This is a genomic window from Paraburkholderia sp. DD10, from assembly GCF_049177125.1.
Lineage (GTDB): Bacteria > Pseudomonadota > Gammaproteobacteria > Burkholderiales > Burkholderiaceae > Paraburkholderia > Paraburkholderia terricola.
Genome location: NZ_CP185392.1, coordinates 607277 through 620655, shown reverse-complemented (window position 1 = coordinate 620655; position 13379 = coordinate 607277). Strand labels below are relative to the sequence as shown.

At 62.6% G+C, this 13379-nt stretch carries 12 protein-coding genes; 2 read left to right on the top strand and 10 right to left on the bottom strand.

Going from position 1 to position 13379, the window contains the following annotated elements; all coding sequences use genetic code 11:
- Nucleotides 1–68 precede the first annotated feature (68 nt).
- From ACOCG7_RS02900 to ACOCG7_RS02890, 3 genes are all read right to left on the bottom strand, one after another.
- Nucleotides 69–959 carry a carbohydrate ABC transporter permease gene (locus ACOCG7_RS02900; protein ID WP_421376750.1) on the bottom strand — a complete coding sequence of 297 codons (891 nt, stop codon included), beginning with the start codon at nt 957–959 and terminating at the stop codon, nt 69–71.
- Nucleotides 956–1894, bottom strand: coding sequence for a carbohydrate ABC transporter permease (locus ACOCG7_RS02895; RefSeq protein WP_073430431.1), 939 nt, complete (start codon nt 1892–1894; stop codon nt 956–958). The genes ACOCG7_RS02900 and ACOCG7_RS02895 overlap by 4 nt, the downstream gene beginning before the upstream one ends.
- Before the next feature lie 70 nt (nt 1895–1964).
- Nucleotides 1965–3317 (bottom strand): ABC transporter substrate-binding protein, encoded by a 1353-nt coding sequence (locus ACOCG7_RS02890; protein ID WP_421376748.1) that lies wholly within the window; start codon nt 3315–3317, stop codon nt 1965–1967.
- A 258-nt stretch (nt 3318–3575) separates the two neighbouring features.
- On the opposite strand from ACOCG7_RS02890, the gene ACOCG7_RS02885 reads away from it, so the two are divergent.
- On the top strand, nt 3576–4700 hold the full coding sequence (locus tag ACOCG7_RS02885) for a sn-glycerol-3-phosphate ABC transporter ATP-binding protein UgpC (protein ID WP_310312431.1): 1125 nt from the start codon (nt 3576–3578) through the stop codon (nt 4698–4700).
- A gap of 26 nt (nt 4701–4726) precedes the next feature.
- Here the strand turns inward: ACOCG7_RS02885 and ACOCG7_RS02880 are convergent, their stop codons facing one another.
- From ACOCG7_RS02880 to ACOCG7_RS02855, 6 genes are all read right to left on the bottom strand, one after another.
- A complete protein-coding gene (locus tag ACOCG7_RS02880) occupies nt 4727–5515 on the bottom strand; it encodes an IclR family transcriptional regulator (protein ID WP_227470627.1) in 789 nt (262 codons plus the stop codon).
- A gap of 131 nt (nt 5516–5646) precedes the next feature.
- On the bottom strand, nt 5647–7188 hold the full coding sequence (locus tag ACOCG7_RS02875; RefSeq protein WP_421376745.1) for an AMP-binding protein: 1542 nt from the start codon (nt 7186–7188) through the stop codon (nt 5647–5649).
- A 25-nt stretch (nt 7189–7213) separates the two neighbouring features.
- Nucleotides 7214–8995, bottom strand: a complete 1782-nt coding sequence (locus ACOCG7_RS02870; protein WP_154872184.1) for an ABC transporter permease subunit — start codon at nt 8993–8995, stop codon at nt 7214–7216.
- Between the two features lie 19 nt (nt 8996–9014).
- Nucleotides 9015–10085, bottom strand: a complete 1071-nt coding sequence (locus ACOCG7_RS02865; protein ID WP_073430437.1) for an ABC transporter ATP-binding protein — start codon at nt 10083–10085, stop codon at nt 9015–9017.
- A 10-nt stretch (nt 10086–10095) separates the two neighbouring features.
- Complete coding sequence (locus tag ACOCG7_RS02860; RefSeq protein WP_073430438.1) at nt 10096–11157, bottom strand: ABC transporter substrate-binding protein; 1062 nt, start codon at nt 11155–11157, stop codon at nt 10096–10098.
- A 45-nt stretch (nt 11158–11202) separates the two neighbouring features.
- Complete coding sequence (locus ACOCG7_RS02855; protein ID WP_083082733.1) at nt 11203–11964, bottom strand: enoyl-CoA hydratase/isomerase family protein; 762 nt, start codon at nt 11962–11964, stop codon at nt 11203–11205.
- A 359-nt stretch (nt 11965–12323) separates the two neighbouring features.
- Here ACOCG7_RS02855 and ACOCG7_RS02850 point away from each other — a divergent pair, with 359 nt between their 5' ends.
- Nucleotides 12324–12698 (top strand): DUF2784 domain-containing protein, encoded by a 375-nt coding sequence (locus ACOCG7_RS02850; RefSeq protein WP_310125242.1) that lies wholly within the window; start codon nt 12324–12326, stop codon nt 12696–12698.
- A 56-nt stretch (nt 12699–12754) separates the two neighbouring features.
- Here ACOCG7_RS02850 and ACOCG7_RS02845 read toward each other — a convergent pair whose 3' ends face one another.
- On the bottom strand, nt 12755–13240 hold the full coding sequence (locus tag ACOCG7_RS02845) for an aminoacyl-tRNA deacylase (protein ID WP_073430441.1): 486 nt from the start codon (nt 13238–13240) through the stop codon (nt 12755–12757).
- Nucleotides 13241–13379 lie beyond the last annotated feature (139 nt).

Genomic DNA, 13379 nt, shown 5'->3' with positions numbered 1-13379 from the left:
ATAGGTTCGCTTTCGATGCTTTCGATGTAAATAGCGCGATGGTAATTCACCGTCGACCGCGTCAGCGTTCATTTCACCGCGCCCATCGTAAGCCCTTGCACCAGCCGGCCCGATACCGCCAGCGCAAAAACGACCATCGGCAACACAATCAGCGTACCTGTCGCCATGATTTCGCCCCACGGCAACTCGTAGCCGCTCATGTAACTGGTGGCGGCAACCGGCGACGTGATCGCGTCGGTGCGTGTCAGCACCAGTGCATAGAGCAGGTCGTTCCACGAAAAGATGAACGCGAAGATCGCGGACACCACGATGCCCGGCATCGCGAGAGGCAGGTTGATGCGCCAGAACACACGCCACGGCGACGCACCGTCCAGCCGCGCGGCTTCATCGAGTTCGACCGGTATGTTGCGGAACTGGTCGGTGCAGATCCATACGACGATAGGCAGCGAGAACGTCAGGTACAGCAGGATCAGAACGATGTGCGTATCGACGAGGTCGAGCTTGGTCGCGATCAGGAAAAACGGCACCGCGAGCACCACGGGGCTCACCATCCGGTTCGAGATAAACCAGAACCACAGGTCTTCCTTGCCGCGAAACTCGAAGCGGGCGAGCGCGTAGGCTGCCGGCGTGCCGAGCAGGATGGAGAGAAACGTCGCGCTGCTCGCCACGATCAGCGAGTTCAACAGGCTCTGGGCCACGTCGTGTTCAAAGAGCGCGTCGGTGTAGTGCGCGATTGTCGGCGTGAAGAACCAGACGGGCGGCACCGCGAGCGCATCGGCCTGGCTCTTCAAGCTGGTCGTGACCATCCAGTAGAACGGGAATACCGACGAGAGGAATACGATCAGCAAGCCGATCGCATGCCAGAGCGTCGCACGGCGACGCGCATTTCTCGCGCGGCGGGCGCGCAGCGACAACGGCAACGGCAACGCACTGGTGCTGGTATCCGTCGATGTGCTCACACAGCCTCCCGATAAACAAAGCGAATATAAAGCCGCGATAGCATGATCGTGAGGATCAACAGCAAGATTGCCTGGGCCGACGCCATGCCCTGATCGAACAGCCGGAACGCAACGCGCTGAATGTAGATGCTGATGAATTCGGTGGCCGTGCCCGGCCCGCCGCGCGTCATGGTGAACACGGCGTCGAACATCTTGAGCATGTCGGCGGAGCGCAGAATCAGGATCGCGGTGAGCCCCGGCAACAGATAGGGACGCTGCAGGTGCCACAAAATCTTGCTCCACTTCGGGGTTTCGAGCCGCGCGGCTTCTTCCGCTTCCTTCGGGACCATTGCAAGGCCCGCGAGCAGGATCAGTGCGCAAAACGGCGTCCATTGCCAGATGTCCATGATCATCACGGAGATCACCGCGAGCGTGGGATCGGCGAGCCAGTCGAGCGGCGGAATACCGAAGAAGCTCAGCAAATAATTGACCACGCCGAACTGGCGATTGAAGATCAGCCGGCCGATCAGTCCGACTACCGCATACGTGGTTGCCATCGGAATCACGAGGCCCACGCGGGCCGCCACGCGCAACCACGGCAACGCCGTGCGGTGCAGCATCAACGCCGCGAACAGACCGAGCGCGATCTCGATCGGCAAGGTCATGCAGAGAAACAGCACCGTACGGCCGAGCGCGCCCCAGAACGATGGATCGGCCAACGTGGCCGTGTAGTTGTCGAGTCCGACGAAGGGCGTGCCCCCGGCGAGATCCGCGAGCTTGTACCGATGAAACGAGTTGTAAAGCGCGAGCAGCAGCGGATAGATGCCGATGATCGCCAGCGCCGCCACCGCGGGGAACAGAAACCAGAACGCAGGCGAGCGCGGCATGAAGCGAAAGCGCGCACGCCGCGGCGCTCGCGCTGCGCCGCTCGCTGGTGGAACCGTGGACTTCAGCATGAATCGTCTCCGCAAGTTGGCTTGCGTCAGCGAGCGAGGCATTGCACACGCGGCCTCGCTCGCCGCGGTGTTACTTCAACAAGGCCTTCTTGCCGTCGTAATAACCCGCTTTCTTCAGGATTTCTTCCGTCTTGGCGCCGATGGTCTGCGCACCGTCCTTGACCGAAACCTGCCCGAGCATGATCTTGCTGCCCCACTCGCCGATCACCTCGGACACCGCCGGCCATTCCGGGAAGCGCGGCCGATAGTCGGGCACGCCGCCCTGCCACGACTCCACCATCGGTTTGACGAACGGATACTTGCTCTGCACCGCCGGGTCTTTATAGACCGCCGTGCGGCCGCTGACGCCGCCCGCATCGAGATACGGTTTCGCCATTTCCTCGGAGGTGATCCACTGAATGAAGAGCCACGACGCCGCCTGTTTCTTTGCATTCGACTTGGCATTCACCGCGAGCGAGAAACCGCCGAGCGCGGGTTTGAGTCCGGCGGCTCCCTTCGGCTCAGCCGTGATCGCGAGACAGTTGCCGATCTTCGACTTGCTCGGATCGGTTAGCGTCGGATAAAACGCGGACCACTCGGTGATCATGGCGACCTGTCCTTGCGCGAGCGCGTTCACCGCTTCCGCATGGTCGAAATCGACAATGCCCGGCGGCATGTATTTCATCAGCTTCTGCCGATAATCGAGTCCCGCCTGCGATTGCGGCGACATGAGATTCGATTTGAACTTCGCATCGAGCAATGAGCCGCCGTTCGGCCACAGCACGCGCATGAAGCTATCGGCCGATTGTGTTTCGCCACGGCGCGATTGCAGTGCGAACGCAAACTGGTTTTTCTCGGGCTTCGTGAGCTTCGGCGCATAGACGTTGAGTAGCTCGTCCCAGGTTTTCGGCGGCTCGTTGAAACCCGCGTCCTTCAACATGCATTTGTTGTAGAACATCAGGCCCGAGTAATTATCGAACGGCAGACCGTAGGTGATCTTGTCCCATGTGCCGAACGAATCGAGCAGGATCGGAAAGAAGCCCGGCAGATTGAGTTTGGGGTCGGCCAGTTTGGGGTTGTCGGTGAACGTCTTGATGGGAACCAGCCACTTGTTGCTCGCGAACTCGCCGATCCACACCACGTCCACCAGCACCACGTCCTGATCGCCGCCGCCCACGAAGTTGAGCACCTCTTTTTCGCGGGTGCTCTCATAAGGGACCACTTCGGTACGAACCTTGATGCCGGTTTCCTTCTCAAACTGCGGAATCAGTTTCGACGCGGCCTTGTAACCCGGCCGGTCGAGAAATATGGCTTTGATGGTGGTGCCCGAATAGGGCTCGGCTGCCTCCTTCAGCGTCCAGGCGGACGCGTTGGATACCGACAGCAAGGATGCGGTAACGCCCGCGAGCGCGAACGCCGCAACCTGCGTGCTGTGCTTTTTCATGCCTGTCTCCTGGGTAGTTCTTTTTAAAAGGGCCCAAAGCGGTCAAGGCCGGCTGAGCCGTTCGAAGCATGTCTCACAGGTTCTTACCGACTTCGTTTCACTTGTAATTTCAGTTTTACAATTGTATATTTGGACGCGATCCGGTTGTCAAGAACAAATTCGATAAGGGGTTCATGCTGCGTTGCACGGCACAGGCGCGCACGAGTCCGTTACCTTGCGCACGCCGATTCACGGCGCGCGCATCAGCAGGAGACACGCATGAGCGCAGTTCAATTGCATCAGATCCGCAAGACGTTTGCCGGAACGGAAGTGTTGAAGAGCGTCGACATCGCCGTGGCAGATCGTGAATTCATGGTGTTTGTCGGCCCTTCCGGCTGCGGTAAATCCACGTTGCTTCGCACGATTGCCGGACTGGAGCGCTGCGACTCGGGGCAGGTTCTGATCGGCGGAGAAGACGTGACTGAACTGGAGCCGTCGCAACGCGGCGTGGCGATGGTGTTCCAATCGTATGCGCTCTATCCGCATATGTCGGTCTACGAGAACATTGCGTTCGGGCTGCGGATGATCAAGCTCCCCGAAGCGCAAATCAGGCAACGCGTGCAGCGCGCGGCACAGATCCTGCAGATCGAGCAATTGCTGGAGCGCAAACCTCGTGCGCTTTCGGGCGGGCAACGTCAGCGCGTCGCCATTGGGCGCTCGATTGTGCGCGAACCCAAGGTGTTTCTGTTCGACGAACCTTTGTCGAATCTGGACGCCGCATTGCGCGTGCAGATGCGGCTCGAGTTGATCAAGCTGCACAAGCAGCTCGAGGCAACGATGATCTACGTCACGCACGATCAAACCGAAGCCATGACCATGGCTGACCGTATCGTCGTGTTGAATCATGGCAAGGTCGAACAGGTCGGCTCGCCGCTCGACCTGTACAGAACACCTGTGAACCGCTTTGTCGCGGGGTTTATCGGCTCGCCGAAGATGAATTTCCTGCCGGTGAAGGTACTGCGCGCGGATGCAGCGGGCGTGACGGTCGGGCTGCCCGGCGACACGCCGGTCACGCTGCCGTTTATCGCGGAGGACGTAAAAGCGGGCGACGTCCTGACCTTCGGCATTCGTCCCGAGCATCTGACGGAGAGCGCGGCGGGCGGCATGGAGGGCAAGCTGTCCGGCAAGGTCATCGTCGTCGAGCATCTCGGCGGCGAGACCTTGTTGCACGTCAATCTGGAAGGCGACGTACTGATTCAGGTAAAGGGCTCGGGCGAATCCACCACCACCGACGGCCAATCCATCGAGGCCGGTTTCGGGCTTCGTCACGTGCACCTGTTCCGCGAAAACGGCGAGGCGTTGAAGCGCTTTCAGACAGTGGCGCGGACCGCCGCAACGGCTTGACCCGCGAGCCCATCGCCCTACGCTGCTCAGTCGGCCCGCCGCCGCGATGAAATCGCCGACGCCGTCGATATGACCAGATCGGCAAAGCGACGCTCGTCGCGATCCGCTTGCCAGCGCGGCCGCGCAACAGCGATATTGACCGCGCCAATGCCGCGCCCGCGCGAATTCGTCACAGCCGCGGCCGTGGAAATATCGCTGACGAAGTACTCGTCTTCCGTGTGCGCGTAGCCCTGCTTGCGAATCTGCGCAATGCGCTCCTTGATCTTGCGAGGCTGATAGACCGTGGCCGACGTGTACGCGACAAGATTCGTGCGCTGAAGAATGTCGTCGATCTCACCGTCGTCGAAAGTCGCGAGAATCGCCAGCCCCGGCGCCGTGCAATAGGCCGGCAGGCGCGAGCCCGTGATCACGTGCGCATTGAAGACGTTGCGGCTCACCACGCGCAGCACGAAGATAATGTCCGTGCCGTCCAGAACCGTGAGATTCGTGGCCTCCTCGGTCTCCGAACCGAGTTGCTGCAAATACGGCGTGGCGCGGCTCACCAGGTCGTTCGAGGTCAGATAGTGGTAAGTGAAATCGAGCAGCTTGGGCGACAGTTCATATTTGCGGCTTTCGGGGTCCTTGAACAGATAGCCGAGTGCCGCAAGCGTGAACGTGAAGCGCTGCGTCGAACTCATGTCGAAGCCGGTGAGCGCGGCGATCTCCGAGAGCGACAACTGCCGCTTGCTGCCGTCAAAAGCGGTGAGCACGGTCATCGCTTTCTCAACCGATTGGACGTACAACGAAGACGCCGTTGGATCGGCCGCGGCTTCCACAAGCGCAGTGGGGTCGCTCTTTTTCTTACGCGGAGTTTTGGGCGGCGCAGTGGTCACGATGGAAACCCGTTGTGCTAACAAGCCTGAATTATCGCATACAGATATTGACTATCTATATGCGATAGAGCATCTCACGCCGCCACGCTGTTCAATCGGTCCCATGCATCGCTGACATCGCGTGCCAGCAGGTGCTTTTTAATGCGCTCGCTGGGCGTCAGTTCGAAGTGTGTCACCGCGCGATAGTAACGCGGCAACTGGAAGCTCGCGAGACGCTCCGCCGCCCACGCATGCACCGATTCCCAGTCGGGCGCGGCGTCCTTGAACTGCACGTTCAGCAGAATGTCCTGCTCGCCGATCGCCGAGGCCACCCCGATCGCGGCGCTCGCCCTGATCGCCGGATGCTGCGCGAACACGCGCTCGATCTCCCACGCCGAGACGTTCTCGCCGCGCACACGCATGCTGTCGGTGCGCCTGCCGACGAAGTACAGGTCGCCATCGGCGTCCCGGCGCGCGCTATCGCCGGTGTGCAGTTTGCCATTGCGAAGCGCCGCCCGCGTCGCGTCGTCATTGTTCAGATAGGCCGGCAAGAACGTGCCTTCCACGCGGCTCGACAGGACGATTTCGCCCGCCTCCCCGTCCGCGACCGGCTCGCCGTTCTCGTCGAGCAATTCGACGTCGATCCACGGCAACGCCTTGCCGATCGAACCGGGCTTGCCGCTCGCATTCAGTGTCGCGAAGCTCGAACACTCGGTCATGCCATAGCACTCGCGCAGTCGAACCCGCAAACGCGACTCGATGGCCGCCCACGCGGACGCGCTCACACCCGCGCCCCACGCGACGCGAAGCGTGTGCGCGTGCGGTTGCGCGTCGGCGGGAAGCTGCATCAGGATATCGAGCACGCCGCCCAGGTAATGCAGTTGCGTCGCCCTTGAGCGGGCAATCTGCGCCCAGAACTGCGTGGCCGAAAAGCGCGGCACGACGTGCAACTCGACCGCTTCGAGAAAGGGCAGCAACAGCATCTGCGCGCCGCCGATGTGGCAAAGCGGCTCCCAAAGAAACAGCCTGTCGCCGGCGCGCACGTCCGCCACCTGCAACGCCGCCTCGCTCGCGATTCGCATCATCCGGTGCGTGAACACCACGCCCTTGGGCGCGCCCGTCGTGCCCGACGTATAGATCACGCACAGCGGATCGAACGGATCGATGCGCGGCACGGACAGCGCGGCGCCGCTATCGCCCGCGTCGAACGCCGGCATTCGAACGAGGCGGGTCGGCCCGCACGCCACACCGTCGATCGCTTCGTCGAACATCGGCTCGGAGACGAAGAGCTTCGGCTCCGCATGCTCGAGCAGATATTCGAGCCCGGCACGGCGCAGCTTCGTATTCACCGGCACCCACACGAGACCACTGACGATCAGCGCATGGATGAGATGGATATGCTCGGCGCTGTTGCCGAGCATTACCGCGACGCGGTCGCCCGCCGTCAGCTTCTGCTGCGCGAACCAGCGTTGCAATTGCGCGATGCGTTGCGCGGATTCGGCACGCGGGACCGCGTGCCCGTCGAAATGCAGTACGGCGTTCGACGCACCATCGCGCAGTCCGGCGACGATCAGCGGCGCGCAGTCCAGCGCGTCTTGCGGGTGACGTTGGGCGAAATACTGGGAATAGCTGTGCATGGGTCGATAGCGTGGAAACGGTACGTTAGCGCGTCGTGCGCCGAAGCCGTGAGGAAATGAAAACGACCAGTGCGATCAGAACGACGAGCGTCGTCGAGACCGCGGCGAGCGTCGGCGTAACGGCAAGCTGGATGTCGTCCCACATCTGCTTGGGCAGCGTGGTGTTGATGCCGCCGCTCACGAAGATCGCGATCGTCAGATCGTCGAACGAAACGATGAAGGCGAACAGGAAAGCCGCGGTGACGCTCGCCATCAACAACGGCAGCACGATCGTCGCAATGCGTCGGACGGGCGACGCGCCCATCACCCGCGCCGCGTCGTCGAGGCGCCAGTCGAACTGGCGAAAGCCGGCCGCGAGCGTGACCACCACATAGGGAATCGCCAGCACGGTGTGGCCGATCACGAGGCCGGCGTTGGTGCCGGTCAGCCCAAAGCGCGCGAACAGATACAGCAGGCCGACCGCGATCACGATGCGCGGCACGATCAGCGGCGCGACGAGCAACGCAAAGAGCGGCTTGCTCGCGCGCTGCGACATGCGGGTCAGCGCAAGCGTCGCGCCGAGACCGAGTGCCAGCGACAGCACCGCGGTGCCAAGCCCGACTTCAAAGGAGCGAATCAATGCGCTCTGCCATACCGGCGATTGCAAAAACGTGCCGAACCATTTGAAGCTGAACAGCTTGGGCGGAAATGCAATGAAGTCGCTGCGCGTGAAGGCATACGGAATGACCGACAACACCGGCGCCACCAGCACCGCAAGGACCGCGAACGTGTAGAGACGCAGCGGCCCGAAGCCTCGCTCGGCAGGCGCCGCGCCCGTCATGCGGCGTTTGACGAGCGGCGCCGTCAAGCGGCCCGCCGCTATCAGCAAGGCCAGCTTCACGCCGTGCGCGCGCGAGCCGCGGCGCTTGTCCCGCACTTCCCCCGTCAACGACGAGAGGCCCACTAGCCGGTCGTAGACGAGAAAGATCACGATCGAGCACACCAGCAAGACCGTGGACAACGCACCGGCGAAGCGCATATCGAACAATTCGAGCACCGACGAGATCACCAGTTGCGCGATCATCGTTTCCTTCGGCGAACCGAGCAGCGCGGGCACGATGAAGAAACCGAGGCTCGAAATGAACACGAGCAGGCCGGCCGCCGCGACGCCGGGCGAGGAGAGCGGCAGAAACACCGTGAAGAAACTCGTGCCGCGCTCCGCACCCAGCGTCTCGGCGGCCTGCGCGAGACGATCGTCGATGCCGCGCATGACCGGCAACATCGTCATGACGGCGAGCGGCAGCATTGCGTGCACCATGCCGATCAGCACACCCGTCAGCGACGGAATCGTGCCGTTGGTCCGGCTAACGAGACCGAGGGCGAGCGCGACCGTCGAAAGCACACCGGTCTTCGACAGCAGCAGCATCCACGCATAGGTTTTCACGAGGTAGCTGGTCCAGAACGGCAGCATGATCCACAGCAGCCACCGCTCGCGCGAGCGCGCCGACAGACGGCTCAGCAAATACGCCACGGGATAGCCGAGCAACACGGAAATCGCGGCGGTCAGGAACGAGATGGAAAACGTAATCCACAGCACTTTGGCGTAGACCGGCGTGCGCGCGATCCGCTCGAATTGCGCGAGCCCGAACGTGCCGTCCGCGCTGAAGAGACCGCCCTGCAGAATCTCGCCGACCGGCACGATGAAAAACAGCAGCAGGAACAGCAGCGCCGGGACGATCGGCAGCAGACGCATCGAGTGCGCAACCCAGCGGAAACGGCGCGCACGCGCGGCGTCGCGCGGAGGCTGAGCCTGGAGGGCAATGGTCATGGTCGTTCCTTGGCGCTCGTCATGCGGAGAGCAGCGTAGTGCGATGCGGATCCCACACCAGCCCGACCGTATCGCCGATGCACGGCGACAGGCCGCGCTCGCACCGCACGCTCAGGTGACTGCCGTCGGACAGGGTGAGTTGAACACGCGTATCGCTGCCGAAGAACACGATGTCGGAGATCGTGCCGTCGAGGAAGCCGCTCTTCGGCTCGACGAGACGCGGCGCTTCAGGGCGCAACAGCAGGCAGTGCCTCGCGCCTGGCGAGCCGGGCATGGCGGCGCCACGTTGCGGCAGCGGGACGCGGCCACCCGCGGTCAGCAGAATCGGTTCGCCCGCCGGGCCGCGCTCGTGATCGACAGCGCCTTCGAGCAGATTCGAATGACCGATGAAACCCGCCGCGAAGCGCGTGGCCGGCCGGTCATACAGATCGACCGGCGTGCCCACCTGTTCGATGCGCGCCTGATTCATCAGGCAGATGCGATCCGACAGCGTCAGCGCTTCGTCCTGATCGTGCGTCACGTACACGAAGGTCGCGCCGAGCTCCTTATGCAAGCGGCGAATCTCCGACTGCATGTGCTCGCGCAATTTCTTGTCGAGCGCACCGAGCGGTTCGTCGAGCAGAATCACCGAAGGCCGGTAAGCGAAGCAGCGCGCCAGCGCGATGCGCTGCTGCTGGCCGCCCGACAGTTCCCGCGGATAACGCTTCGCGTAGTCGTTCATGCGCACCATCGTCAGCGCATCGTCCACCGCGCGTTTGACTTCCTCGCGCGACTGGCGGCGCATGCGCAAACCGTACGCCACGTTGTCCCACACGCTCATGTGCGGAAACAGCGCATAGCTCTGGAACACCATGCCGATGCCGCGCTTGCCGGGTTCCACATGCGTGACGTCGCGGCCGGCGATTTCGATGCGCCCCGCGCTCGGCGCGACCAGTCCGGAAATCATCTGCAACAGCGTGGTCTTGCCCGAGCCGGACGGGCCGAGCAGCGTGAGAAATTCGCCGGCCTGCACGGTCAGATCGGTGGGCTGCAACGCAACCGTTTCACCGTAGCTTTTAGCGATGCCGATGGTTTCGAGTTTGGCACTCATCGCGACCTCTTCAGGAAATGATCCAGGTATTGAAGCGCTCGGTCACCTTCTGACGGTTGTCCGCCCACCATTGCGGACTCGGCAGGCGCATTTCGCGCAGATTGTCCGGGGCGGTGGGCAGGATCGCCGCGCGAGCGGCCGGGATCGATTCGAACGATTTGCGATTGGTCGGACCGTAGGCAAGCGTGGCCGTCAGCGTCGCCTGGCGTTTCGCATCGGCGCAAAAGCGCACGAACTGCCTCGCGAATTCGGCGCGCGGCGTGCCTTTCGGAATGCCCCATCCCTCGATTGAATAGAGGCCCTGATTCCACACGATCGTGACCGGCGCACCGCCGTCGCGGGCGGCCTGAGCACGGCCGTTCCACGTCGAGATCATGTCGACGTCGCCGCTCTGGATCGCCTGCATGGCTTGCGCGCCGGACGTCCACCAGATGTTCACGTGCGGCTTGATCCGGTCGAGACTGCGGAACGCGCGATCGACGTCGAGCGGATACAGCTTGTCGAGCGGCACGCCGTCGGCGAGCAGCGCCTGTTCGAGCGTGTCCAGCGGACTGCGGCGCAGGCAGCGGCGGCCCGGAAAGCGCTTGACGTCCCAGAAGTCCGCCCACGACTTGGGACCGTTCTGCCCGAACTTGTCCTGGCGGTACGCGAGCACGGTGGCGTAGACATCGACGCCGAGCCAGTTCGGCGTCACGGCATCGGTCATCAGATCGGGAAAATCGCTCGCCTTCAGGCCGATCGGTTCGAGAAAGCCTTTTGATTCGAGGTACGGGATATCGGCGGAAAGCGTGAGCGTGGTGACGTCCCAGACAAAGTTCTTCGTCTGCACCATCGCCGCGAGTTGCGCGACGGGTTGCGATTCGCGCGCGACACTCACCACCTTGATGCCGGTGGCTTTTTCGAACGGAGCGTAAAACGCGTCGCGATAGGCGGTGGTGTAGGGACCGCCGGGATCCGATACGACGATCTGTTTGGACTGCGCGCCGGCCAGTACCGGCATGGCGCCCGCGAGTGCTGCGCCGCCGACGCCCTGCAGAAAGCGGCGCCGGTTCAGGTTGAGGTCTTGCGTCATGCTCGGGTCTCCCGCACAGGATGAAAAGGAACGGACGCTGCGTGGCTACTTCGCGCGTTCGCGAAAGAACGCTTCCATCATTCGCGCCGGCTCGCCGGAGTCGTAGGCTTCACGCTGGATGCGTGCGCCGGCTGCGATGGCGTCGCGAAAGCCCGGCTCGGTCATCTCGCGAAAACGCTGCTTGTCCAGACGCATTGCGACGGGCGGCTTCGCGGCGAGCTCAGTGGCGATTTCAAGCGCCTTCGCGAACACCTGGTCTGCCGGCACGATGTGATGAATCAGCCCGATGCGGTGACATTCGTCGGCATCCATCAGGCGGCCCGTCAGCGTCAATTCGATCGTGCGCGACATGCCGAGCATTTCGCTCATGATCCACGGCCCGGTAGTGCTCGCAATGCCCGCGTTGATCTCGGGCTGACCCATGCGCACGCCCGGATGGCCGACGCGAATATCGCCGAGCAACGCAACCTGAAAGGCCGAGCCGGCGGCCGTACCGTTCAACGCCATGACGAGCGGCTTCTTCAAGCCGCGCAGCACCGCGTAGTAGCGCTCCCACTCCTTGACCCACGCCACCGCGCGCTCGCCGTCGAAGTCGTGCGCCTCCGACAGATCCTGTCCCGCCGAAAACGCGCGGTCGCCGGCGCCGGTCATGACGATCGCGGCCACGTCGCTGTCCGCGTCGAAACGCTGCAATGCGTCGATGATCATTTCGCGCATCGCGGTAGTCCAGGCATTGAGGCTGGCGGGACGGTTCAACGTGATGACGGCGACGCGCCCGTGGCTCGAAACAAGAATGTCTTCGTTCATTTGTTATCTCATAGCGATAGTTGATGGTGTATAGAAATATACGTTTGCCAAAATACACATGCAAGGTGAATGGGCTGGGGGTTTACGCGCAGCGGCAACTCAGGCGTGAGTTCGCAACCAGAGGCAGGCTCGTGGGAGAGGGCTCAATGTCCGGCACAGGTACTTCGCGCCGGTCGAGACGGGGCAGGAGCGATAGCGCGGGACGCAATGGACTCGTCGCCGGGTCGCCGGAAGGTGCGGCGCAGGCGCTTGTGGGAAGGGGGATGCCACCGTGCATCGAACTCGGCCGGGTCGATGCGGCAACGTCGATACAGTGCGAATTTCAGTCTACAGTTGACCGTGGATGATGCGAGGACATCATGATCTGGCTCGCCGATGCGGTACTCGTGATGCATGCGCTAATTGCGCTTTTTATCGTGGGCGGACTCGCGGCGATCTGGGTCGGCTCGCTCCTCGATTGGGAATGGGTGCGCCACCGGCTGTTCCGGCTCGCGCATCTGTTCGCGATCGGCCTGGTGGCGATCTTGTCGCTAGTCGGTGTGGTCTGTCCGTTGACCGCGCTGGAAGACTGGCTGCGCGGCGGCTCGGTCGGCACGCAAGGCTTCATCCAGCGCTGGGTGAGCCGCCTGCTCTACTACGACGTGCCGGTCTGGATGCTGACGCTCTTATACGTGGTGTTCGCGCTGGCAGTGCTGCTGAGCTGGCGCGCAGTTCCACCCCGCCAACGCAGGTAGCGCACGTAGCGCAAAGCCCGCACTGTGTAAGTCTCTCGGCATCCCGCACCCACAGTTCACATCGGCATGCCTTGCATGCGACGCGCGAAACGCGCCCGTTCGGCCTGATCCATCAAATCCAGAAACTGATCCGTGTCCATGTGAATCAGCTCTTCATGATCGCCGGCTTCGAAATAGACGTCCGGCTGCCGCGCGAGGCTCTCGTCGAGAAAGGTCGGCATGCCATAGGCCGCGCATACCGGCGGGAGCGCACCCGCGTCGCAATCCTTGAATAGCTCCCGCAGATCGACCTCTTTCGCCAACACGAGACGGCGTCCGGTCTGCGCCCACAGTTCGGAGAGCCGCACGGCGTAGGTCGATGGCAGCACCGCCGCCACATAGCCGTGCTCGTCTTCGAGCAGCACGGTCTTGACGAGACGGTCGCCGGGAATATGCGCCGCCGCCGCGGTTTCAACGCTGGAATGGCTGTACGGATGGTGCACGATTTCGTACCGGGAACCCTTGTTGCGCAGACAGTCCTGGAGAGTCGCGGACATGGACATGACGCACCTCCTTTGAAAACGAAGGGAACGGAAGATGATTGCGCGAGACTTCTAAAGGATAGGTCGCTTTCGCGCGCATGTGAAAAACATGCGGACGGAAACGATCGTGCGCGATTATCCCGTATGGCATGCGGGCCGG